Here is a 22542-nt window from a genome sequence, read left to right on the forward strand (position 1 = left end):
CAACCGTGTCCTCTCGATTCGTCATCACCCTCGGTTGCCCGGACCGCACCGGGATCGTGGCCCGCATCGCCTCGTTCCTCGCCGAGTGGGGCGGTTGGATCGTGGAAGCCGGCTACCACACCGACACCGAGACGGGCTGGTTCTTCACCCGCCAAGAAGTGCGCGCGGACTCATTGCCGTTCGACGTCGCGGAGCTGCGGCAGCGCTTCGCCCGCGTCGCCGACGAGCTGGGCAGCACGAACTGGCAGGTGACCGACACCGCCGAGCGGCGACGGGTCGTGCTGCTGGTCTCCAAGGAAGGCCACTGCCTGCACGACCTGCTCGGGCGCGTCGCGTCCGGGGAGCTCGACGTGGATCTGCGGGCGGTCATCGGGAACCACCCGCGGCTGCGTTCGATCACCGAGGCGCACGGCGTGCCGTTCCACCACGTGCCGTTCCCCGGCGGCGCCGATCCCGCCGCCAAGGACGGCGCGTTCCACGAGATTCGGGCACTGATCGACGGCCACGATCCGCACGCGATCGTGCTGGCCCGGTTCATGCAGATCGTGCCGCCCGCGGTGTGCGAGGAGTGGGCCGGGCGAGCGTTGAACATCCACCACAGCTTCCTGCCGTCGTTCGCCGGCGCCCGCCCGTACCACCAGGCGTACGCGCGCGGGGTGAAGCTCGTGGGCGCGACCTGCCACTACGTGACTCCGGAACTGGACGCGGGGCCGATCATCGAGCAGGACGTGACCCGGGTCGATCACACCGACGCTGCCGCCGACATGGTCCGCAAGGGCCGCGACATCGAGAAGATCGTCCTCGCCCGCGGCCTGCGCGCCCACCTCGAAGACCGAGTCCTGGTCCACGACAAGCGCACCGTCATCTTCTGACCCCCGATCGGGGTGAACGTCCCTTCGCCCGGTCCGACCGGGCAAAGGGGAGATTCACCTGGTACGGCCGGTGGCGTGAACGACCTGTTCAACCGGTCGGCCGGAGGAGGCATTCACCTCAGGTCGCCGTGGGGGCTTCGCGGGCCAGGTCGGGGAGGATCTCCGCCGCGGGCAGGGCGGACAGCAGGGCGCCCGAGGTGATGATCTTGGAGCGGCGCAGGCCGCTACCGACCACCAGGGCCGGAGCGCTCGCCACGGCCGCGTCCACCAGCAGCGGCCACTCCGCGGGCAGCCCGAACGGAGTGATCCCGCCGTACTCCATCGACGTCAGCCGGACCGCCTCGTCCATCGCCGCGAACGAAGCCTTGCGCACGTCGAGGCGTCGCTTGACCACGCCGTTGACGTCGGCGCGTGCGGTGGCGGACACCAGGCACGCCGCGTACCGCACGTCCCCGCCGCGCTTGCCCGCGACGATCACGCAGTTCGCGGACAGCTCCAGCGGCGAGCCGTACTGCGCGCAGAATGCCGCCGTGTCCGCGACATCCGGGTCGATCTCGGTGACACCGACCAGCGCCGCGTCCTGCGGCGGCAACGCGGTCACGGCATCCAGCACGGGCTCGGCGAGCAGCTCAGGACGGTCCGATGCGGGTACCACCGAAAGAGTTCCGGCGGCGAGTGACCAGTCAGCAGACATGCGCCGACGATACGAGCGCGTGCGAGGACGGCCTCAGCTGCCCAGGAAAGCGCCCAGCAAAGCCCGCAGTTCAGGTCGATGCGTGAACATCGGAGCAACCGACGGCAGCACTTCCAGCCGGGCACCCGGAATCGCGGCGGCGGTCTCCCGCGCGACCGGCACCGGGTGCAGCGGATCATCGGTCCCAGTGATGACCAGCGCGTGCGCCCGCACCGCGCGCAACGCCGCGGCATCGCGCAGCACCGGCCGGTCCGCCAAGGAGTGCAACGCCGGACCCAGCCTGCGCAATGCGGCCACTCGCAGTTCGAGGTGCTCGCCCACGTCGACATCGGGCGGGAACTCACCCGCCACGCGTTCACGCAGCGCGGCGCCGCCGTCGGCCTCCGCCGCGTCGACGGCCTCGGCGAGCCGTTCCAACGCCCACGCCGAGGACACCTCGCGCGCTCCGTCCAGCACGGCGGGCAGCAGCAGCGCGAGCCGTTCGAACCGGTCCGGGCGGCTCGCGACCGCCCTCGTCACCGCGCCGGTTCCCAGCGAGACGCCGACCGCGCGAGTGGCGCCGGTGGCGTCCGCGGCGGCCAGCACGTCCTCGGCCAGCACTCCGTGATCCCAGTAGCCCGCGGGTGCGTCGGCGGCCTCGCCGTGGCCAGCGAAGGTCAGCACCACACGCGTGCCCGGCAAACCGGACGCGGGAATGCGCGCCTCACCGGGCGTCGCGCCCAGGCCGTGCGTCACCAACGTGATCGGGTCGCCCTTGCCGTGGGCACGCCAGCGCGCCCCGGACGGCAACTCGCCCTCGGCGGGGAGCACCGAACCGCCACCGGTTACCAGGAGCTGCCCCGCTGCACATCGGCGACCTTCGGGCGCACATCAAGCAGGTAGACCAGGACCGCGACCAGCCCCGCCAGCCAGATGATCGTGATCGGCCCGTTGGTGAACACCGCCAGCATGATCAGGCCCGCCCCGGTGATGCCCAGCCACGCGGGCTTGGACAGCTTGCCGACCGCGGTGAACGCGTCGGCGCGCTGCATCAGGGCGTGCACGAAGGCGTACAGCCCGAGCGGCAGACCGGCCAGCCAGATGACCTTCAAAATCCAGAACTGCAGCAGCAATTCCGGCGGACCGCTGAATGACAACTCCACCACTCCACCCTACGTGTGAGCGGGACCCCGGAATAGCCGCGCCGGAGTCCCGCTCGTTCGCTCTACCCGGCGAACCCGCCGCTGCCGCGTGACCGGGTTCGCATCGGCTCGGCTCAGTTCTCGGACTTGTCCGTCGCCTTCTTCGCGGTGCCGGTCTTCGCGGTGCCGGTGCTCTTCGGCGCGCTCTTGGCCGCAGCGGTGCGGTTGGCGGTCTTGCGGCTGGTGCTGCGGGTCGCGGTCGCCGCGTCGGAACCGGCTTCCTCGACCGTGTCGGCCACGTCGCTCGCCGTCTCGCGGACCTTCTCGGCCGCCTCCGACGTCACCTTCTCGGTGTTCTCGGCGGCCTGCTCGCCCCAGGAACGGGTGGTCCGGGTGACCTTGCCCAGCACGTCGTCGGCGAGGCCCCGCGCGTCACCGACGGCGGTGTCCACCCGGCCCTGCACCTGCTCCAGCTGGCTCCAGGCCTGCTTGACCTGGGGCTGGGCCTGGATGCGCTCGAAGGTCGTCTCGCCCCGGTCCGCGAGGTAGCCGTAGAGCTGCACCGCCGACTGCGTGTAGGCGTCGACGCGCTTGCGCAGCTCCGCCGGGTCGAAGCGCTCCTTGAGGTCGTTCGGCAGCTCGTTGACGCCGGTGCGGGCCGACTCCGCGCCCTCGTTCAACCGGCTGCGCAGCTTGCCGAGCGTGTCGGCGATGGTCTGGGCGGCCAGGTCACCGGCACCGAGTGCGGCGAGCAGCGGAGTGCGGGCCTGCTCGACGGCGTCGCCCAGTCCCTGGCCGGACTGTGCCTGGGTCTTCGTGCTGTTCTCGGTCGGCATGATGCTCACTCCTCATCGGAAGAATCGGTGCGGTGCTGGTTCGGCACGTCGCCGTGCCCGTCGTGTTCGCGCCGGAACGAGGCGTAGATGTCGAGCAGGACCTGCTTCTGTCGCTCATCCAGATCGGGGTCGGCGAGGATGGCGTCGACGACCGGGCCGCCCTCGCGTTGCTCCAGGATTCCGGCCTGCACGTAGAGCGCCTCGGCGGAGATGCGCAGCGCCTTGGCGATCTGCTGGAGGATCTCCGCGCTCGGTTTGCGCAGGCCGCGTTCGATCTGGCTGAGGTACGGGTTGGACACTCCCGCACTCTTGGCGAGTTCGCGAAGCGAGATCTGGGCGCTGCTCCGTTGCGCGCGGATGTAACCGCCGAGGTCGCTGACCGCTTGGTTCACGGCCTTGTTGACGGTCTTGTCCACGCGCTCCATCGACCTTGCTCCCTCCGGCTGGGTCCACGGTAGCCACGAGTGCTAACTATTGCAAGCAGCCAGTTTGCACCGTCCGGGTGAGACGATCACCACCCTCGCCGAACCCGCCACCTGCACCAACACTGATTCCGACGGATCACTCCGCCGCGCACATGCAGAACGGGTGACCATCCGGGTCGGCGTAGACGCGCCAGCTCGCCCCAGTCCGATCCGCCGGTTGCGGCAGTTGCCGGGCACCGGCCCGCATCGCGCATTCGTGCCCCTCTTCCAAAGTCGGCACCCGCACATCGACGTGCATCATCTGCGGCCGAGTCCGGTCCGGCCAGGTCGGCGGGACGAAGTGCGGGTCGAGCTGGAACGCCAGCGGTGGCCCACCCGCCGGGTCGGCCAGCTCCACCCAATCCGGCTCCGTCTCGGACTCGGCGACTTCCCAGCCCAGCAAGCGCCCGTAGAACTCGGCGAGCGCGCGGGGGTCCGGGGTGTCGATGGCGAACGCCGCGATCGAAAGCGTGGAAGTGGTTGTCATGACGATTCCTCTCGGTCGGCGGACGAGTCGCCCGGGACGCGCGGAGCCGGGACCGCACCCCTTGGATCGACGGCGGCACCCAGGCCCAGTGGCGCGACGCTCCGCGCCCAGCGAACAACGAAATCCCCCAGCAAGCGCGGCCGGCTCCCGATGTCACCCGCCTGCTCGGTGCCCAGCCGTTGCTCCCGCGTCGCCGCTTCGGTGGATCGCATGACTCCCCCTAACCGTCGAACTCATTACGGTAGTTAGTAACCGGTTCGAGGAGTATGCAAGTTATCGACGCACGCTGCAACCGGCTAATCGCCTACGATGGTGTTCGTGAACAGCAGAGCCGTCGCTGACCGAGTCCCTGCGAACCAGGCCGCGGACCGGGACGCTGAACGCGACGTCGAGCTGGTGCTGGCCTTCCTCAACACCTGCGACGCCGAAACGGACACGGACATCCTGGACTCCGCCGACGAGTGGCGGGAGTGGTCCGCCGGACGCGGCCTGGGCGAATCGGGCGAACGCGGCCAGGCACGACGCGTCCGCGATGCCATGCGCCGCGCCGTGTCCTGCGACCGGTCCGCGCCCGCCAGGGACACCGAAGTCGACACGATCACCTGGCCGGTACCGGTCGTCCTGCGGGACGGCGTGCCGGTGCTCGGCGGGCATGACGCGCTGAGCCGGGTGCTCGCCGCGTCCGTGCACCTGGTGCACACGGGTTACTGGAACCGGATCAAGATCTGCCCGGCGGACGACTGCCTGTGGGCGTTCTACGACCGCTCGCGCAACAAGTCCCGCACGTGGTGCTCGATGCGGGTCTGCGGGAACCGGGAGAAGGCGCGTTCCTGGCGCGAACGACACGCCGCCGAGAGCTGAGGCGCCCGCCGGCTCACCGGCGGGTCACAGCAGCAGCTGGGACACCGTGTAGATCACCAAGCCGGCCAGCGCGCCCACGACGGTGCCGTTGATCCGGATGAACTGCAGGTCCCGGCCCACCTGGAGCTCGATCTTGCGGGAGGTCTCCTCCGCGTCCCAGCGCTCCACGGTGTCGGTGATCAGCGTGGTGATCTCGGTGCGGTAGTGCGACACCACGTACACCGCCGCGCTCTCCAGCCAGCCGTCCACCTTGCCGCGCAGTTCCGGCTCGTTCGCCAGCCTGCGCCCGAGGCCGCGCAATCCGTCGCGCACCCGCAGCCGCAGCTCGCTGGACGGGTCCTCCGCCGCGTCCAGCAGCATCTTCTTGGCGGTGCTCCAGGCCGAGGCGACCAGGTTCTGCACCTCCGGGTGTTCGATCACCTGCTGCTTGATCTGCTCGGCCCGTTCCATCGTCTTCGGGTCGTGCTGCAGGTCGTGGGCGAAGTCCACCAGGAACCGGTCGACCGCCTTGCGCATCTGGTGGTCCGGGTCGGTCTTCACCGCCCACGCGAACGAGAGCACCTCGGCGTAGATCTTGTCGGCGACCATGCCGTCGAAGAACCTCGGCGACCAGGACGGGGCGCGCTGGCTCACCACGCGCAGCACGGTCTCGTGGTTGTCCCGCGCCCAGTCGTAAGCGCGGTCGCAGATCAGGTCCACCAGCTTGTGGTGCGTGCCGTCGGCGAACACCTGGGTCAGGATCCGGCCCAGTGGCGGCCCCCACTGCTGTTCCAGGATCTTGCGCAGCACGGACTGCTCCAGCACCGCCTGCACGTCGTCGTCGCGCAGCACCTGCACGGCGCCGCGCACCGCGGTGGCCAGCTCGGAGGTGACCCGCTCGGCATGGCCTTCGTCGTCGAGCCAGGTGCCGACGCGCGCGCCGATCTCGGCGCGGCCCAGCTTGTCCCGCACCACCGGCTCGGACAGGAAGTTCTCGCCGACGAAGGTCCCGAGGTTCTGGCCCAGCGCGTCCTTGCGGGTCGGGATGATCGCGGTGTGCGGGATCGGCAGTCCCAGCGGGTGCCGGAACAGCGCCGTCACCGCGAACCAGTCCGCCAGCGCACCGACCATTCCCGCTTCGGCGGCCGCCCGGACGTAGCCGACCCATGCCGCGGCGCCGGCGTTCTCCTGCCAGCGGGCGATCACGTAGATCACCGTGGCGGCCAGCAGCAGCCCGCCCGCGACTGCTTTCATCCGTCGCAGTGCCCGCCGCTTGAGCTCGTCCGAATCGGCTACCGCAGTCTGTGCCACTCCACGATTGTTACAGCAGCGGGTGGCGCCGCCGGTGAGATCGTGCCCGAAACGGCCCCCGGTGACCGACCGTCGCGGGCTGCGCACGGCGTGCCGCCGACCCGCCGGCGAAGCGGGCTCAACGACGTCCGGCTCCCGTCCCGCCGATCGGAACAAGATCAAAAAATGCCGGTAAGGTTCAGCTCCGTGCGTACTCCTGCTCTCACCTCTCGGCTGCGCCCCTTCACGTCGACGATCTTCGCCGAGATCACCGAGCTGGCCCGCAAGACCGGAGCGGTCAACCTCGGGCAAGGTTTCCCCGACACCGACGGCCCGGCGGGCATGCTCCGGGCCGCGCAGCAGGCGATCGCCGACGGGGTCAACCAGTACCCGCCCGGCGCGGGCGAACCCGATCTGCGCGCCGCGATCTCCGAGCATCGCAAGGCGCACTACGGGATCGAGTACGACCCGGACGGCGAGATCCTGGTGACCGTCGGCGCCACCGAGGCGATCACCGCCTCGATGCTGGCGCTGCTGGAACCGGGCGACGAGGTCGTGCTCATCGAGCCCTACTACGACTCGTACCCGGTCGCCGTCGCCATGGCGGGCGGGGTGCGCCGCACCGTGGGACTGCGGCAGGGACCGGATCACCGGTTCGAGCTCGACCTGGACGCCCTGCGGGCGGCGGTCGGGCCGCGCACCCGGGCGCTGGTGCTGAACTCCCCGCACAACCCGACCGGCACGGTCCTCACCGACGCCGAACTGGCCGTGATCGCCGAGGTCTGCCGCGAGCACGACCTGATCGCGATCACCGACGAGGTCTACGAGCACCTGCTCTACGACGGCCGGGCGCACACCCCGCTGGCCACGCTGCCGGGAATGGCCGAGCGCACGGTGGCGATCTCCAGCGTGGGCAAGAGTTTCAGCGCCACCGGGTGGAAGATCGGCTGGGCCTGCGGTCCCGCTGAGCTGATCGGCGCGGTCCGTGCGGCGAAGCAGTTCCTCACCTTCGTCGGCGGTGCCCCGTTCCAGCCCGCGGTCGCGCACGCGCTGCGCAACGAACTGGACTGGGTCCGGGAGCTGCGCGATGGCCTGCAGCTCAAGCGGGACCGGCTCGCCAACGGCCTCACCGAAGCGGGCCTGGACGTGCTCGCGTCGGAAGGCACCTACTTCATCTGCGCGGACGTGCGGCCGCTCGGATTCACCGACGGCGCCCAGCTGTGCCGGGAACTGCCGGAACGGGTCGGTGTGGCGGCGATCCCGGTGCAGGTGTTCTGCGACGACCCGGATCCGGTTCGGCATCTGGTGCGCTTCGCGTTCTGCAAGCGGGACGAGGTGCTCGACGAGGGAATTCGGCGACTGCACGGCCTCGCCGAGTCCTGAACCGCTCGGCCCCGACGCGTCCTCCACGCGAGTTCGGCGGAATCGCGCGCTGCCGGGCGCTGATCCCTCCAGCTGGTCGCGCGACACCGACGCAGTGAATGTCCGGCTCATGCTCAACCTCCGAATCCCAGGCAGAGGAAGCCGGACTCGCCGTGCGTCGCCTGGGCCGCGGCGAGCGCTTCCGCCGGAGCGACACCGCGTCGCAGCAACGAGTGCAGCGAGAGCATCACCTCCGCCGTGCGCTCGTCCGGCACCGGAACGACGCTGGCGATCACCGTCGCCGTACCGCGCCCGAGCAAGGTGGCGGCCAGGCCGGTGAGCTGCCCGGCGCGGCCGACCACCGAACGGCCCGCCTCGCACGCCGAAAGCACCACGGTCCGCGGCCCGCGCCGCAACCGGTCCAGGTCGTAGCCGTAGAGCGGACCGTCCGCCAGGTCCAAACAGGACAGCAACGGCTGATCGTCCCGGAACCGGCCGTGCGCGGCGATGTGCGCGATCCGCGCTCCGTCCACGGCGTCCAGCACACGCTCCGCGTCGGCGTTGGCACCCGCCAGCAAGCGCCCGCCGCCGGCCTCGTGCAACGCCGCGACCTCCCGCTCGGCGTGCTCCAGCCCCGGCCCGGACACCCACACCGGTTCACCGGAGGAACGTTCCAGCTCGGCATCCGCCCGGCCGCGCAGCCAGGTCCGCAGCGAGGGAGCCACCGTCACGCCACGGCCCCGGCAGGCGGGCAACGCGGCCCACGGCACCGCGTGCAGCGATCCGGTCGGCACCACCACCAGCCGCCTGCCCGCGGGCAACGCCGCGGCCACCGGTGCCAGCAACTGTCGCTGCACGGCCGTCGCGGCCTCGGCGGCGCCACCCGCGTACACCGCGCCGACCCGCCCGTCACCCGACTCCGCCTGCCGCGCCAGCAGATACCGCAACCGCTGGGTTTCGAGCACGGCCGTCGCCTCCGGACCGAGGTCGTGCAGCTCCGCTCGACCGTCGACGACGGCGACCGCGTGCACCCGCCCGTCGTGCGCGAACAGGGTGAGCAGCACGTCCTCGCCCAACGCGCTCAGCACCTCGTCGACCCCGGCGACCTGCGCGGCGTCCGCCGAGCCACCGGAAACCAGCAGCGCCCGATCCCGGACCCGCCGCTCCAGCGCGCCGATCTCGGACAGCGCGGTCCGCAACCTCGTCCCGTCAGCCGCGATCGCGCCGGACACCGCCGAGCGCAGCCGGACCAGCGCCGATCCCAACTCGGGGTCCTCCGGCGGGCGCACCGGCGGGCGATGCGCCGACCCCAGCCGATACCGCTCTCCCCAGCGCAACACCAACCGCGGATCACCGGAGCGCAGCGCAGCTCCGACCGCCACTTCGCCCAGTTCCTCGGCGAGGCCGAACGCCTCGATCCGCGGTTCCCAGGCGGCGATCCCGGTCGCGTAGGTCTCCACCGCTCGCAGCCCCCGGCGGCAGCTGTCGAACAGCCTGTCGTCGTCCCCCGCGTCGGCCGCGAGCAGCGCCTCGCCCAGCCAGCCCACGGCCAGCTGCCGGGTGGAGCCCGGAACCTCGCCACGTCCGGTCGCGGCCAGCTCCAGCAAGGTGCGAGCCGTGATCCTCCTGCCCAGCCTGGTCGCTTCGCGTCCGGCGGTGAGCCACAGCTCGGCGGCGGCCGTCGTCCAGCCGTGTGCCGCGCACGCGTGGCCCGCGCGCTTCGCGGCGGCCAGCGAATACCGCGACACCTGCCCCATCCGCAGCCGCGCCTGGAGCTCGGTCGCGACGGCCAGCGCGGCCCACGAGCGCCGTCGCTGCGAGCGGAACAACCTGGCCGCGTTCCGTGCCGGGCCGATCGCGGCTTCCGGGTCTCCCGCGCGCAGCGCGCACCCGGCGAGCGTCAGCCACGTGTCACCGAGCCGCGCCTGCCTGCCGAGTCGCCGCAACCGGTCCGCGGCGCGGCGCAGTTCCACCCTGGCCTGGTCGTGCAGTCCCGCCTCGGTCAGCGCTTCGGCCCGGTCGATGCGGACCTCCGGGTGCTCGTCGGGATCGACTCCCGCCGTCCTCGCCTGGTCGAACAGCTGCAACGCACGAGGCAGGTCCCCCGCGCGCAACGCCACGCAGCCCCGGTTGTGCCTGCACAGTGCGGCGCGGTTGTCCCGGCCGTCGGAGCCGAACAGCGCCTCCGCCGCGGCGAGGTCGGACTCCGCCGAGTCCAGGCCGTTGCGGTACAGGTGCGCCAGGCCTCGTGCGACGTAGGCGTTCGCGGCCCACTGGTGATCACCGTGCTCGAGCAACCGCGGTAACGCCGCGGACAGCGCCAGATCGGCTTCCTCCTGGAGGTCCTGGTGGCACAGCAGGACACCCCGCAGGCACATCGCCCGGACCGCGTCCTGACCGGTGAGCCGCTCCGTCGCCTCCGCCAAGTGCCGCCACGCCGTGTCCGGGTCGCCCCGGTTCAGCTCGATCCAAGCCGAGGTCAACTGCACCTGCGCGGCCCGCTCCCAGAGCCGCGCGTGCCGTGCCGCCGACAACGCGAGCCGGACGTGCCTGCACGCCTCCGCTGACCGGCCCCGTTCAACGGCGGCCAGCGCGCAGATGTGCCTCGCCAGCACCCGAAGCTCCCGATCCCCGGAACGCGCGAGCCAGTGCTCCGCCGCCTGAACCGCACCGTCGGGATCTGCGCCGACCCGGTCCCGCCACCGCAGGGCGGCAGAGATCGGATCCGCCGTCGGCGCCAGCACTGCCGCCGCGCTCAACAGACCAGCCAATCCGCTACGGCGGGCGCGGAGCCCACCTGTCGGAACACCACGCCCAGCGGCCCCGCGGGCACATCGGTCGCCCGAAACGCGCCGAACCGGTCGAGTTCCGCGACGCACTGGCCACCGGGGTGCCGCAGCAGCACCTCACCCTCTGGCCGGCCCTGTCCAGCCCGGCTGATCACCATTCCGGAGGCCCGGAACAGTCCCTCCACCATCGGCACCAGATCCAGCTCCACGACCCGGCCCGGCATCAGGAAAGTCAGCACCCGCGGCTCCGCCTCACCCGACGCGGACGAACGAACCGAAGCCGGAGCGTCCGCCGAATCGCCGACGAGCTCCAGCGCGGCCGCATCGGACCGGCCGCGAGCCATCCCCGCCGCCGCGTAACCCGCGGTGCGGACCTGTCCGGGTGGTGGATCGCAGAGCTGGAACAGGTCGCGCAGCACCCGCAGCTCAGCGGGCATCCGCGGGCTCATCCGGCGGCCTCCTCGACGACCCCGCCGGTGGCCAGCCGCTCCCGCAGCGCGGCGAGGCAGCGGCCCTTCTTCGGCCCGATGCTGCCCCTCGGCATCCCCAACGCCTGGCTCACCTGCGCATAGCTGGCGTCCGGCGCCACCGCCACGACCCGCAGCAGTTGCTGGCAGCGCCGGGACATCTGGGCGAACGCCTGCCACATCCGGGACACCGCGACCGAACGCAGCGCGCTGACCTCCGGGCCGTCGGCGTGATCAGGAATGTCGAACATGCCGGTGTCCCAATCGACCGGGGACTCCCGATGCCGGGCCTTCGACAACCGCACCGCCTCGCGCCGCGCGGTCGTCGCCAACCAGCCCGGCAACGCCCGTGGATCCCGGAGGCTGCCGAGGTTCTCCGCCAGCAACAGCCAGGTCACCTGGCACACGTCCTCCGCATCGGCCGCCGTGGGCGAATACGCCCTGGCAGCCGCCCACACCACCGCGGTGTTGCGATCCACCAGCTCCCGCCAGGCCGCCGCCTCACCGGTCGCGGCGCGCTCCAGCAGGTCCGGGGCACCACCCGGCTCCGAAATCTCGTGCACGGCGTGCATCTCGCTCCCTCCCCTCATGATCGGGTCACAAGTAAGAGGAGCGAGCACGCCGGACAGATTCACTTCGCGGCGTTTAACCCCCGAACGGGTAACGGCGAGCGGCGACCCGCGCCGCGTCCCGCACGCCGTGACCGTCTCGGACAGCGGTCGCCACCCCGGCCGCGACCTGCGGCGCGGCGAACGACGTCCCACTCCAGCGCGCGAAGCCGTACCGCCGGGCGCCATCGGTTCCCGGCGACATCCGGACGTGACTGCTCACCACATCCACCCCCGGCGCGCAGGCGTCGACCCAATCGCCGGAGTTCGAGAACCCGGCGAGCGCACCGTCCGCACCGGAAGCCGCGACTCCCAGCACCTCCGGCAACGCCGCGGGCCAGAACGGACGGGACGAACCGTGGTTGCCCGCGGCCGCCACCACCACGGCGTCGCCGAAACGCGCGAGCTCGGCACGCACCGTTGGTGGGCACCGGTCCCCCGAGGTGTGGCATCCGGCGGTCAGCAGCACCACGTCGACCCGCGCGGCGGATTCCCGTCGCAGCGCCCGCAATCCGGCGACGACGGTCAGATCATCGGTGAAGCCCAGCGAGGACAGCACCCGGCGCGGCCGGATCGTCACGCCCGGAGCGTGCCGGAGCAGCACGCCCGATACGAAGGTGCCGTGCCCCGCCTGGCGGTCCTGATCGGAGTCGTCGTCCGCGTCGAGCACCTCCGGCACCGCCTCGAACCAGTCCCGGGCCGCGAACCACGGATGCGGATCGCAGCCCGTGTCGAGCACCGCGACGGTGACGCCCCACCGCTGCCGAGCGGGTTCCTCGACGGGCTCCGCCGGACCAGGATCGGCACCGGTACCGAACATCACCGGAGTGCCGAACATCGTCGCGGAACCCACGTGCACGTGGTTGGCGCTGAGCTCGGGCACCTCACCCGCGATGTCGATGCAACGGTCCCGTTCGGCGGTCCGCAGCCGGACCCGGGCCAGCTGCAGGTCGTCATCGTGCTCGACACGGTCCACCCAACGCCGCAACCGGGACAGCGCCGGATCGAGCGAGCCGCGCGCCGCGACGAGCTCACCCCGGCGGACCAGGCATTCGCCGGGGCCTCCAGGATCATGCACCAGGAGATCGTGCCCGTAGCGCGCCCAGTGCTCGCCGAGCTCCGCGAGCGTCACCTCGGTTCCCCACGTCGAATCCACAAGGGACACTGTGCGATCGGTCACTATGATCGTCCACTTGAGGCATGCTGTCGGGTGAAATCCGTTGGCATCCCAGTGGCACCGAGCCAAGAACATTCGCCGCAACCGGTGGTAAGACACCGCCTATCCGGGTGGTTGATACCGAGAAGGGCTGCCACTCATCCTATGGCGAGGGGACCATTGAACCCCTCGTGTTCAGCACGAACCGACAGGCGGTGATGAGAGTGACCGGTAGCTGCGCGCAGCGCAGACACTGGTCGCGCCTGCGCGCGTGGACTGCGCGGAGCATCGCCGTCGCGGGGATCGCCGGCGGCAGTTGGCTGCTGGGAGCCGGGCTCGCCACGGCGACACCGAGCACACCGCACCTCACGACGATGCCCGTCGTCGCCGTCACGGCGCCGGTGATCGAGGTGGTGGCCCCGGCATCCGGCACCAGCACCGCTGCGGCCGACGTGGAATCCGGTTCCGCCGGACTACCGGCCACCGCCACGTCCACCGACATCGACTCGGCGGACACCGAATCCGTCCAAGACGACTCACCCTCCACGCCCGACTCCGCACGACCGCTCGGGGTCGCGGAGCTCGTCTCCGGCATCGCCTCCGACGTCCAGGCGCAGCTCGGCCCGGCCGACGAGCCCGAGCTCGCGGACCCCGTCGAGAACTCGCTCACCGAACCCGACACCGACACAACGCGCCCGTCCGATCGGATGCCGGACACCACCCTCGACGACCTGCGGCGTTCCGGACGAGCCGAGCCTCCGCAACCACCCGCGCCGCACATCGCCGCTCCCGTGGCCGCACCGCCTGCGAACTCCGCCGACGAACCGGCCACAGTGGACTCCGAGCATCTCGCCGAGGGCACCGGAACCGACCAGAGGCACAGCGCCACCGCGAGCCCGCCGCGGAGCGACCACCGGCAGCCGCCGACATCGGCTCCGGTGCCACCGATCGCACCACCGGCCGCCCCCATCGCCACTGCGACCGCCACACCCCCCGGCCTGGGCCACGGACTGCGCTGGATGCACGCCGTCCTGCCGACGCAGCCATGGCTGCCCGGCCCCGTGCGGGCCGCGGGGGGCCACATCGAAACGGCCACTCTGCACGGCATCGCGCTGATCGAGCCGTCCGCCTCACCGGACTGATCCCGAACCGCCTCGCACCCGCACGCGCACCGCGTGGTTGCGTGCGAACACTCCACCGCAGTCCCCGGTCCAGCCGACCGCGTCCGGCAGGACCGGTATCGGGGGCGACTCTCGGCCCGCGTGCCCAGGAACCTTGACCTGTCCTGAGCACCGTCCGAGCGCCCCGGCCCCGGAGCCGCACTGCCCCTGCGGCACCGGGGCCACACCCGAGGTCGCCTTCCGGCACGACGAGGGGCCGTGCCGGAAGGCGGTCCGGGTCAGCTGATCGGCATGTCCAGCGGACCCGGTTCGGCGACACCGTCGAACTGCGCCGCCACCACCGCCAGCCGCCGCACCGCCTCGCGCTGCTGATCAACGGGCAACGTGTACGGGATCCGCAGGTGCCGCTCCATCGTTCCCCGCACCGCGAACCGGGTTCCCGGAACCAGCCGCAACCCGTGCTGCTCGGCGGCGACCGCGAGCCTGCCCGCCACCGGTACACCCAGGTCGCACCACAGCGACAAGCCACCGTCGGGCACCCGGAAAGTCCAATCGGGCAGCCGCTCGGCCAGCTCTTCGATCAACGAATCCCGCAACTCGGCCACGTGCGCCCTCCGCCGCCGCAGCATCGGCTCCGCCTCGGCCAGCAGCTCGGCGAGCAGCAACTGCTCCAGGATCGGGCTGCCCAAGTCCACCGCGGCCCGATCCAGCAGCAGACGCTGCACCAGATCTTCCGAGGCCCGGACCCAGCCGAGCCGCAGACCACCCCAGAAGGACTTTCCCGCGGACCCGAGCGTGATCACCCGATCCTCTCCGAACGCTGCGACCGGTGGCGGCGGAGTCCGGCCGGTCAGGTCCAGATCGATCAGCGTCTCGTCGACGACCGCCGTGGTGCGAGTGCGGCGCAACATCGTGACCAGCCGTTCCCGATCCTGCGCGGTCATCCGGATGCCGGTGGGGTTCTGGAAATCGGGGATGAGGTAGGCCAGCTTCGGCATCGCCTGCTGCAACGTCGCCGCCATCAGCTCGATGTCCCACCCCTGCGCCAGCATCGGCACCGCGACCGCTTCAGCACCCACACCACGGATGGCCTGCAACGGGTTCGGATAGGTGGGGTGCTCCACCAGCACCCGCTCACCCGGCGACACGAGGGCGCGCAGCACCAGCGCGAACCCGTGCTGCGCTCCGTTGGTGACGAGGATCTGCTGCGGTGAGGTCGGCAGGCCGCGGCGCGTGTGGCTCTCCGCGATGCGTTCGCGCAGTTCGGGGAGGCCGAACGCCTGGTAGCCGTGGCCGCCGAGGTGCTCGGGGAAGCGGCAGCGCGCCCGGTCCAGGGCCGCGGTGAGCTCCGGCGGCGCGGGGAGCGTGGCCTGCGCGAGATTGATCAGACCCGGGGTCACGGGCTGCCAACCGCCGGTATCGGCGTGCGCGTGATCTCCGGGCAGCCGGACCCACGAACCGGAGCCTTTCCTGCTCGCCGCGAACCCTTCCTCCCGCAGCAGGTCGAGCGCCCGCACCACGAGGGTGCGGCTCACACCGAGCGCGTCGGCGAACTCGCGTTCCGCGGGCAGCCTGGTCCCTGGCGGGAGCCTGCCGTCGAGCACCAGCCGCCGGACCGCCTGGTGCAGACCGGTGGACGTGGCCCGGCCGGAGTTCCAGCTGCCGAGCAGTTCCGCGATGCCGCGGCCGCCGATTCGTCCCATCACGCGGGTCATGAGTCCAATAGTTTCAGATTGGCCCTCGAAAACAAGGCCAATCAGTCAGTACCAAGGACACATGGTTTCAACGTCGCCCAAGGTGGATCTTTCATCGGTACCCGTCACCGTTCGCCCGGCCGCTCGGCTGGCTCAGCTGTTCGCCGGCCTGGCGCTGTACGGCACGAGCATGGCGCTGATGGTCCGAGCGGAGATCGGCTTGTCGCCGTGGGACGTGCTGCACGACGGCCTCACCCAGCGACTGGGCTGGAGCTTCGGCGCGATCACCGCCGTGACCAGTGTGATCGTGCTGGCGCTCTGGGTTCCGCTGCGACAGCGGCCGGGCATCGGGACGGTGGCGAACGTGGTGGTCATCGCGCTGTCGGTGGACGTGGTGCTGGGATTGCTCCCGCCCGCGCAATGGCTCCCGTGGCAGCTCACGCTGATCGTGTCGGGCGTCGTGCTGAACGGCCTGGCCACCGCGATCTACGTCGGTGCACGCCTGGGGCCGGGGCCGCGGGACGGCCTGATGACGGGACTGCACGCGCGCACCGGCTGGTCGGTGCGGCTGGTGCGGACCGGGATCGAGATCGGAGTGCTGGCGGTCGGCTGGACGCTCGGCGGCAGCGTGGGCCTCGGCACGGTGCTGTACGCGGTGTCGATCGGAGCGATCACGCAGCTGTTCCTGCCCTTCGTGACGATTCGCGAACGCTGATAATCAGGGCATGCCGAATGTCGAGGTGGCCGAACGGGCAGGAGATCGCCTGACCCCGCCGGAACCGGGAACGACCGCCAGTGAAGACGTGGTGCTGGTGCTGCCGAACGCGGTGGCGGTATCCGACGGCGCAACGTCACTGCACCCCGGCGCCCGCACCGGCGGGTGGTACGCGGCTCGGCTGGCGGAAGCGCTGGAACCCCGGCTCGCGCAGCCCGAAGCCGACTTGGCGGACCTGCTCGCGAGCGCGATCGCGGAGCTGGTGGTGACCTTCGGCTTGCAACCCGGCGCGTCCCCGTCCAGCACGGCTTCCTTGCTGCGCTGGGACGACGAGCACGTGGAAGCCCTGGTACTGGCCGACAGCCCGATCGTGTTGGACACCTCGGACGGGGCACGGGCGGTGACCGATGAGCAGCTGGCCTCGTTGCGCTCGCGCAGCGGGCGCCGGCCCGGCACCGGATATCGCGACCGGCTCCGTTCGGGCGAAGGATTCGGCGCCGGGCATCGGGAGGCACTGGGCTCCGCGATGCAGCGGACTTCGCAGTGGCGCAACGTGGACGGCGGCTTCTGGGTCGCCGAAGCGGTTCCGGAGGCCGCCGCGCACGCGTCCCGCGCCCGAATTCCCCGGCGGGAGGTCACCACGGCCATGGTGATGACCGACGGCGTGTCCTGCGGTGTTCAGGACTACGGGATCTACCAGGACTGGTCGGCGATGCTGGCAGTAGCGGTGCGGAACGGACCGGACGCCTTGCTCGATCAGGTGCGGGCCGCCGAGATGTCCGACCCGGGCGGGGTGCGCTGGCCGCGGCCGAAGCGGCACGACGATCAGGCGCTGGCCGTAGTGCGCTTCACCGATGCGTGAGGCTCTGGGGGGAGGCCTGGAACCGGGCTGATCCTTCGAAAAAAGATCTCTGCAGCTAGAGACAATCCGCATACCACCAAGTAACCTTAAGAGTGTCCACCTGACCCCCAGGGGTGGACTTCACGCCCCCGCACTCCCGGTGACCCCCAGGCCGGTTGAGCGCGGGGGCGTCCTACGTCCGGGTGAAGTTTGTTTTCCTGCGCAACCGAGTTCCGCTTCACTCGTTTGAGTGGGCAGGGGAACCGGCCATCGTTGCCCGCGGTCGAACGCGTTGGCCGTACTCACGACTCCGAATATGGGGAGGGATCGCCCGTGGACCTGCACACCCGGATCGAACTGTTCGGTGGCCCCGAAGATGGCCGGGAGATCACCCTGCCCGCCGGCGCCGCAGGCGGTCCGCTGTCCCCGCTACCGGTGCCACGCGACGGCGAGGAGCCCCTCGCGGCCTACGTGAAGGACCACCAGCGCCCGCACGGCGTGTGGATCTACAAGTACACGCTGAGCACCTCGATGCGGCAGTCCCCCGTGCAGTGAGCACCATCCGACGTGATCGAGCGGCCGACCCCGATCTCGCCGAGGCATCCCGTACCCCACCAGGCCGAACAGCCCTCGTCACCTCGACGAGGGCTGTCTTCGTCTCTCACCGCCCCGGCACGACCAAAACCAAGAAGCCCCACCGGAACCCGGTGGGGCTTGCTTGTGCCAGCTCAAGAGCGTGGCCAGGGGCGGGGTCGAACCGCCGACCTTCCGCTTTTCAGGCGGACGCTCGTACCAACTGAGCTACCTGGCCATGGCGGCCGGCTCTCAACCGATCGCTCTGGCGACCCAGACGGGACTTGAACCCGCGACCTCCGCCGTGACAGGGCGGCGCGCTAACCAACTGCGCCACTGGGCCATGTTCTGTTGTTGCGTACCCCCAACGGGATTCGAACCCGCGCTACCGCCTTGAAAGGGCGGCGTCCTAGGCCGCTAGACGATGGGGGCTTGGCCGATTCGACACCGACCCGGCCTTACCTCCAACCGGCTTTTCCCTTTCGGGGCGCCCCGTTGGCAGTGATGAAAGCTTACGACACGCCTCAAGACCCCTCGCACCGGGGGGTGCTTAAGCGACATGAGCTTGCTCCGCGCTCCCCGGGGCGACCGCGGCCATCCGCGAGTGTAGCTATCTGACCAGCTTTTTTCACTCGGCCGGCAACTCATCCGGATGAGGCTCGCCGGAGTGCGCCGCCGCTGAAACCAGGCCTGCGCGGCCGTCCGGGGCGACTTCGGGGCGAAATTCGATCTTTGTGACGGCGGTCTCAGCTGGGGCGCAAGGCTGCGGCCGGGACCGACGGGTTGTCGCGTAACCAGTCGGCGGTGGCGATGCCGCCGAGGATGAGCCGCCAGATCTCGTCGGTCCGCTGGGCCGAGCTGATCGTGCGGCTCGCACTCAGCACCCGGACGCCGACGAGCGTGGCGCAGAGGACGCGGGTGGCGGCCGCGGGATCAACGTCGGGGCGCAGCAGCCCGTGCTCAGCGGAACTCCGCAGCAGGCCCGCGAGCAACCGCTCCCAGCGGGCGATCGTGTCCTGGTCCCGCATCGCGAGTTGAGCTCCGGAGCGGACCACCACGTCTCGCTCCAGGACCCGGGCGACTTCGTCGACGAGTTCGACGGCGGTGGTCAGCGGATCGAGCCCGCGGGACGTCCAGCGCTGCCAGATTTTGGACCAGACCTGGGCTTGGAAGCGCACGAGCGCCGCCGCGACGGCGTCCTTGGACGGGAAGTGGAAGTAGAACGCGCCCTTCGTGACCCCGCTTCGACGCAGGATCGCGCTCAGCGGTGTGGCATCGAAGCCGACGCGGTCGAACTCCTCGGCAGCAGCGACGACGATGACACGGCGGGTGACTTGCGCCCGACGCTGCTGGGGCATGGCACGGCTCCGGCGGCTGGAATGTCGGCCATGCTCAGCGCGAGATCTCGACGTTAACTAGATCTGGTGGCACGACCCACGAAAGGATGATCAACTACGCCACGCGAAGTTACCCCGCCACCCCTGCACGTGCCCATCCGCCGTTCCCGTGTCCCGTTGGTGATCTTGCCGGAATCGACCGGTGACCTGGAGGGAACGCGAAAGAGACCGCACGGTATGTTTTCCCCGGGCCCGTTACCGGGCTCAATGTCTTCCCGCGAGGCGAGCCACCGGGGGGTGCCCGTCCTCGCGGGAAGACAGCCCCGTTTCGGTACACCGCGCCCTTGCTCCGAGGACTCGGCGGCACCCCGGCTCAGCGCGTGACAGGTGGCTCACCTTCCTCGTCAGGGACCAGCCCGAGCATGTCGAGCAGCAGCCGGCAGTCCTCGGCGTCCTCCGAACTGCGAGCCACCGCGACCCGCGCCCGGTGCACCTGTTCGTCGGTGATTCCCGATGGCTCGCCGCTGCGCGGCGCAGGCACCACCGAGGATGATCGGTTAGCGGCTTCTTCCTGCTGGGACAAGAACTTCCGTACGTCCAGCGACCCGTACATGACGCCTCCCCGGCTCGGGTTTCGGCCGCAGGTTATCCACAGCTTGTACACAGCCGCAGCCCCCCACAGAGTGATTCGTTTGAGACGTTGCGTAATCACTCACCGTGGTTCGATCCACTTCGGACCGGCCGACCGTCCAAGCCGCACCTGCCGCCTCGTCCACTCTGGAAAGCGGCCGCCGCAGGTGACCGGCCGCCTTCTGGAGCCGCTCACCGCGATCAGGGATCATCGCAGCTCGCGGGCCGTCATCTGCGTTGAGCGATGGCGTGGCGGAGCCGGGCTCCGCGTTCGCGGCGCAGTGAGCGGCGGATCGGCGCGAGCGGGTGGATCTACCGCGCGGGTTCGCGCCCGGGAGCCCGGCTCGCAGCTCAGGGCTGCTCCGTTCGGATGAGTCCAACAGGTACGCATGATCGCGGAGGACGCCGCTCGGCGTGCATCGGCCGACGGGGACGGGGCTGCTCACCGCCCGGTGAAGTTCACTGGCATCCGGGCGACTCCGGTGACATCGAGTAGCACTGGTCGCCCCTTGTCTCTCCCAAAAATGGGGGAGCCATGCCACAATCGTGAAGCTGACCCACCCCCGGTCAGCGACTGTGGAGATCCCCTCCGACCCCCGCGCTCCTCCCCCTGGCGTGGGGGTCCTCCGCTGTCCGGGGCGCCACGATCGCCAGGCGGTTCCGCTGATCGGCTGCTCCGGATCTCCGCACCGCCCGCCGGTCGGCGCCCGCGCGAAAACTCCTGTTCCGACGGCCCGCGATGGCGCGGAATACCGACACGCGCTCATGAGTACGGACACAACACTCCATGTTTCGCAACAAAACCGTTATCGTGTGCGCGTGGCTCTAGGACGAATCAAGACCGGACGCCGGCAGCAGGATCAGCGGGGCAAATCCCCCAACCAGCAGCAGGCCAACGAGCCGGATCACGAGCTCGACTCGTACCTCGCGGCCTTGGCCCCGAAGGACGACCTCGAAACCACCGGCACCGGCCGTGGTTTCGGTGGCGCTGAGGTTCACCAGCTGCGGTTGCCGCTGATGGCCAACGAACAGCTCAAGGAACTCGCGGCCCGCCAGGGCACCTCCCCGGGTGCGCTGGCTCGGGACTGGGTGATGCAGCACCTGTCGGAGGCCGCCGAACCGGAACCGGCCACCGCGCCGGGGCCGCCGTCGCGCGACCCGATGCAGGGGCAGTACGACGGGACGCCGGCTTGGCCGCAGCAGGAGGCGGGTTTCGGGCAGCAGCCCGGGTACGACCCGTACGCCTACTCCTACGGCGGCGAAACCGACGCCGAGATCACCGTCCCGCGCGGCCGCATCCGCTGACTCCCGACTCCGACCCGGCCGCGCGCATTCGCTGACCCGGCCGACCCCCTAAAACCCCCGACCGACCCCCGACCTCATTCTCGAGATCACCCCGGCCCTGCCGGTGGAGGCGCCCCCCGACCGCCTCCACCGGCAGTTTCATGCCGGGACCCGAACGAACACGCGCTTACCTCAGGCCGCTGTTCGGGTCACAGCCCCAGTTCGCGGGCGATCAGCATTCGCTGGACTTCGCTGGTGCCCTCGCCGATCTCCAAGATCTTCGCGTCGCGGTAGAAGCGGCCGACCGGAGTCTCGTTCATGAAGCCGTAGCCGCCGAAGATCTGGGTGGCGTCGCGGGCGTTGTCCATCGCGGCGTTGGACGAGGTGAGCTTCGCCAGCGCCGCCTGTTTGCGGAACGGCTCGCCGCGCAGCATCCGGGAGGCGGCGTCGTAGTAGGCGAGTCGCGCGTTGTACGTGCGCAGCTCCATGTCGGCGATCTTGAACTGGATCGCCTGGTACTCACCGATGCGGTGGCCGAACGCTTCGCGCTCCCCCGCGTAGCGCAGGCATTCGTCGACGCAGCCCTGGGCGAGTCCGGTGCCGAGCGCGGCGATGGCGATGCGGCCTTCGCTGAGGATGGACAGGAACTGCGCGTAGCCGCGGCCGCGTTCGCCGAGCAGGTTCGCGGCGGGCACCCGGCAGTCGTCGAAGGACAGCTCGTGGGTGTCGGAGGCGTTCCAGCCGACCTTGGAGTACTTCGGCGCGACGGTGAAGCCGGGCGTGCCGGAGGGCACGATGATCGTGGAGATCTCCTTGCCGCCGTCGGGTGCGGTGCCGGTGACGGCGGTGACGGTGACGAATCCGGTGATGTCGGTTCCGGAGTTCGTGATGAACGACTTGGAGCCGTTGATGACCCACTGGTCGCCGTCGAGCACGGCGGTGGTGCGGGTGGCTCCGGCGTCGGAGCCGCCGCCGGGTTCGGTCAGGCCGAACGCGCCGAGGATCTCGGCGCCGCACAGCCGGGGCAACCATTCCCGTTGCTGTTCGGCGGTGCCGAAGCGGCGGATCGGCATGGTGCCGAGGGACACGCCCGCTTCCAAGGTGATCGCGACGGAGGAGTCGATCCGCGCGAGTTCTTCCAGCGCCAGGCACAGCGTGAAGTAGTCGCCGCCCATGCCGCCGTGCTCTTCTTCGATGGGCAGCCCGAACAGGCCCATCGACCCCATGGTCCGCACCAGCGGGTACGGGAAGGCCTCGCGTTCGTAGTAGTCGCCGATGACGGGCGCGACTTCCTTGCGGGCGAAGGTGCGCACCGATTCGCGCAGCGCTTCGTGGTCTTCGCCGAGCCGGTGGTCGATCAT

23 protein-coding genes and 3 tRNA genes are annotated in these 22542 nt (G+C 70.7%); 8 read left to right on the forward strand and 18 right to left on the reverse strand.

Annotated features, from left to right (window positions below; genetic code table 11):
* Window positions 1-5: 5 nt before the first annotated feature.
* Window positions 6-872: a formyltetrahydrofolate deformylase gene (gene purU, locus H2Q94_RS28790; RefSeq protein WP_243790266.1), complete on the forward strand. Its 867-nt coding sequence runs from the start codon at window positions 6-8 to the stop codon at window positions 870-872.
* Between the two features lie 118 nt (window positions 873-990).
* Here the strand turns inward: purU and H2Q94_RS28795 are convergent, their stop codons facing one another.
* From H2Q94_RS28795 to H2Q94_RS28820, 6 genes are all read right to left on the reverse strand, one after another.
* Window positions 991-1566 (reverse strand): YbaK/EbsC family protein, encoded by a 576-nt coding sequence (locus H2Q94_RS28795; RefSeq protein WP_243790267.1) that lies wholly within the window; start codon window positions 1564-1566, stop codon window positions 991-993.
* A 33-nt stretch (window positions 1567-1599) separates the two neighbouring features.
* Window positions 1600-2376 carry an alpha/beta fold hydrolase gene (locus tag H2Q94_RS28800; protein ID WP_243790268.1) on the reverse strand — a complete coding sequence of 259 codons (777 nt, stop codon included), beginning with the start codon at window positions 2374-2376 and terminating at the stop codon, window positions 1600-1602.
* Between the two features lie 14 nt (window positions 2377-2390).
* Window positions 2391-2708 (reverse strand): DUF2516 family protein, encoded by a 318-nt coding sequence (locus H2Q94_RS28805; RefSeq protein WP_397545391.1) that lies wholly within the window; start codon window positions 2706-2708, stop codon window positions 2391-2393.
* Between the two features lie 113 nt (window positions 2709-2821).
* Window positions 2822-3523 carry a hypothetical protein gene (locus H2Q94_RS28810; RefSeq protein ID WP_243790269.1) on the reverse strand — a complete coding sequence of 234 codons (702 nt, stop codon included), beginning with the start codon at window positions 3521-3523 and terminating at the stop codon, window positions 2822-2824.
* A gap of 5 nt (window positions 3524-3528) precedes the next feature.
* A complete protein-coding gene (locus H2Q94_RS28815; protein ID WP_243790270.1) occupies window positions 3529-3948 on the reverse strand; it encodes a helix-turn-helix domain-containing protein in 420 nt (139 codons plus the stop codon).
* 136 nt (window positions 3949-4084) lie between these two features.
* Complete coding sequence (locus H2Q94_RS28820; RefSeq protein ID WP_243790271.1) at window positions 4085-4474, reverse strand: VOC family protein; 390 nt, start codon at window positions 4472-4474, stop codon at window positions 4085-4087.
* A gap of 309 nt (window positions 4475-4783) precedes the next feature.
* On the opposite strand from H2Q94_RS28820, the gene H2Q94_RS28825 reads away from it, so the two are divergent.
* A complete protein-coding gene (locus H2Q94_RS28825) occupies window positions 4784-5335 on the forward strand; it encodes a CGNR zinc finger domain-containing protein (RefSeq protein ID WP_243790272.1) in 552 nt (183 codons plus the stop codon).
* A 24-nt stretch (window positions 5336-5359) separates the two neighbouring features.
* On the opposite strand, the gene H2Q94_RS28830 is transcribed toward H2Q94_RS28825, so the two are convergent.
* Window positions 5360-6568, reverse strand: a complete 1209-nt coding sequence (locus H2Q94_RS28830) for a DUF445 domain-containing protein (RefSeq protein WP_243795973.1) — start codon at window positions 6566-6568, stop codon at window positions 5360-5362.
* A gap of 243 nt (window positions 6569-6811) precedes the next feature.
* On the opposite strand from H2Q94_RS28830, the gene H2Q94_RS28835 reads away from it, so the two are divergent.
* On the forward strand, window positions 6812-7987 hold the full coding sequence (locus H2Q94_RS28835; protein WP_243790273.1) for a pyridoxal phosphate-dependent aminotransferase: 1176 nt from the start codon (window positions 6812-6814) through the stop codon (window positions 7985-7987).
* A gap of 113 nt (window positions 7988-8100) precedes the next feature.
* Here the strand turns inward: H2Q94_RS28835 and H2Q94_RS28840 are convergent, their stop codons facing one another.
* The 4 genes from H2Q94_RS28840 to H2Q94_RS28855 all read right to left on the reverse strand — a co-directional run bounded on the left by H2Q94_RS28840 (window position 8101) and on the right by H2Q94_RS28855 (window position 13010).
* Window positions 8101-10725 (reverse strand): CHAT domain-containing protein, encoded by a 2625-nt coding sequence (locus H2Q94_RS28840; protein WP_243790274.1) that lies wholly within the window; start codon window positions 10723-10725, stop codon window positions 8101-8103.
* A complete protein-coding gene (locus H2Q94_RS28845) occupies window positions 10722-11204 on the reverse strand; it encodes a hypothetical protein (RefSeq protein ID WP_243790275.1) in 483 nt (160 codons plus the stop codon). The genes H2Q94_RS28840 and H2Q94_RS28845 overlap by 4 nt, the downstream gene beginning before the upstream one ends.
* A complete protein-coding gene (locus H2Q94_RS28850; RefSeq protein ID WP_243790276.1) occupies window positions 11201-11794 on the reverse strand; it encodes an RNA polymerase sigma factor in 594 nt (197 codons plus the stop codon). Before H2Q94_RS28850 ends, H2Q94_RS28845 begins: the two co-directional genes overlap by 4 nt.
* Before the next feature lie 73 nt (window positions 11795-11867).
* Window positions 11868-13010, reverse strand: coding sequence for a S8 family peptidase (locus H2Q94_RS28855; protein ID WP_243790277.1), 1143 nt, complete (start codon window positions 13008-13010; stop codon window positions 11868-11870).
* A 200-nt stretch (window positions 13011-13210) separates the two neighbouring features.
* Here H2Q94_RS28855 and H2Q94_RS28860 point away from each other — a divergent pair, with 200 nt between their 5' ends.
* Entirely contained in the window at window positions 13211-14128 is a 918-nt protein-coding gene (locus H2Q94_RS28860) for a hypothetical protein (protein ID WP_243790278.1), read from the forward strand.
* A gap of 257 nt (window positions 14129-14385) precedes the next feature.
* On the opposite strand, the gene yczR is transcribed toward H2Q94_RS28860, so the two are convergent.
* Window positions 14386-15822, reverse strand: coding sequence for a MocR-like transcription factor YczR (gene yczR, locus H2Q94_RS28865; protein WP_243790279.1), 1437 nt, complete (start codon window positions 15820-15822; stop codon window positions 14386-14388).
* A 61-nt stretch (window positions 15823-15883) separates the two neighbouring features.
* Between yczR and yczE the strand changes: the two genes are divergently transcribed.
* The 3 genes from yczE (at window position 15884) to H2Q94_RS28880 (ending at window position 17912) form a co-directional block, all read left to right on the forward strand.
* Window positions 15884-16516 (forward strand): membrane protein YczE, encoded by a 633-nt coding sequence (gene yczE / locus H2Q94_RS28870; RefSeq protein ID WP_243790280.1) that lies wholly within the window; start codon window positions 15884-15886, stop codon window positions 16514-16516.
* Between the two features lie 10 nt (window positions 16517-16526).
* Complete coding sequence (locus H2Q94_RS28875; protein ID WP_243790281.1) at window positions 16527-17378, forward strand: protein phosphatase 2C domain-containing protein; 852 nt, start codon at window positions 16527-16529, stop codon at window positions 17376-17378.
* Between the two features lie 312 nt (window positions 17379-17690).
* A complete protein-coding gene (locus tag H2Q94_RS28880) occupies window positions 17691-17912 on the forward strand; it encodes a hypothetical protein (protein ID WP_243790282.1) in 222 nt (73 codons plus the stop codon).
* A 182-nt stretch (window positions 17913-18094) separates the two neighbouring features.
* On the opposite strand, the gene H2Q94_RS28885 is transcribed toward H2Q94_RS28880, so the two are convergent.
* The 5 genes from H2Q94_RS28885 to H2Q94_RS28905 all read right to left on the reverse strand — a co-directional run bounded on the left by H2Q94_RS28885 (window position 18095) and on the right by H2Q94_RS28905 (window position 19880).
* Window positions 18095-18168, reverse strand: a tRNA-Phe gene (locus H2Q94_RS28885).
* A gap of 28 nt (window positions 18169-18196) precedes the next feature.
* A tRNA-Asp gene (locus tag H2Q94_RS28890) sits at window positions 18197-18273 on the reverse strand.
* Window positions 18274-18289: 16 nt separating this feature from the next.
* Window positions 18290-18362 (reverse strand) — tRNA-Glu (locus H2Q94_RS28895).
* Window positions 18363-18676: 314 nt separating this feature from the next.
* Window positions 18677-19288 (reverse strand): ScbR family autoregulator-binding transcription factor, encoded by a 612-nt coding sequence (locus tag H2Q94_RS28900; protein ID WP_243790283.1) that lies wholly within the window; start codon window positions 19286-19288, stop codon window positions 18677-18679.
* A 352-nt stretch (window positions 19289-19640) separates the two neighbouring features.
* The gene (locus H2Q94_RS28905) at window positions 19641-19880 is read right to left on the reverse strand and encodes a hypothetical protein (RefSeq protein ID WP_243790284.1); all 240 of its coding nucleotides are present in this window, start codon (window positions 19878-19880) and stop codon (window positions 19641-19643) included.
* An 836-nt stretch (window positions 19881-20716) separates the two neighbouring features.
* Between H2Q94_RS28905 and H2Q94_RS28910 the strand changes: the two genes are divergently transcribed.
* Window positions 20717-21202: a hypothetical protein gene (locus H2Q94_RS28910; protein ID WP_243790285.1), complete on the forward strand. Its 486-nt coding sequence runs from the start codon at window positions 20717-20719 to the stop codon at window positions 21200-21202.
* Between the two features lie 188 nt (window positions 21203-21390).
* Here H2Q94_RS28910 and H2Q94_RS28915 read toward each other — a convergent pair whose 3' ends face one another.
* The gene (locus H2Q94_RS28915; RefSeq protein WP_243790286.1) at window positions 21391-22542 is read right to left on the reverse strand and encodes an acyl-CoA dehydrogenase family protein; all 1152 of its coding nucleotides are present in this window, start codon (window positions 22540-22542) and stop codon (window positions 21391-21393) included.

Origin of the sequence: Saccharopolyspora gloriosae (assembly GCF_022828475.1) — a bacterium.
Classification (GTDB): Bacteria; Actinomycetota; Actinomycetes; order Mycobacteriales; family Pseudonocardiaceae; genus Saccharopolyspora_C; species Saccharopolyspora_C gloriosae_A.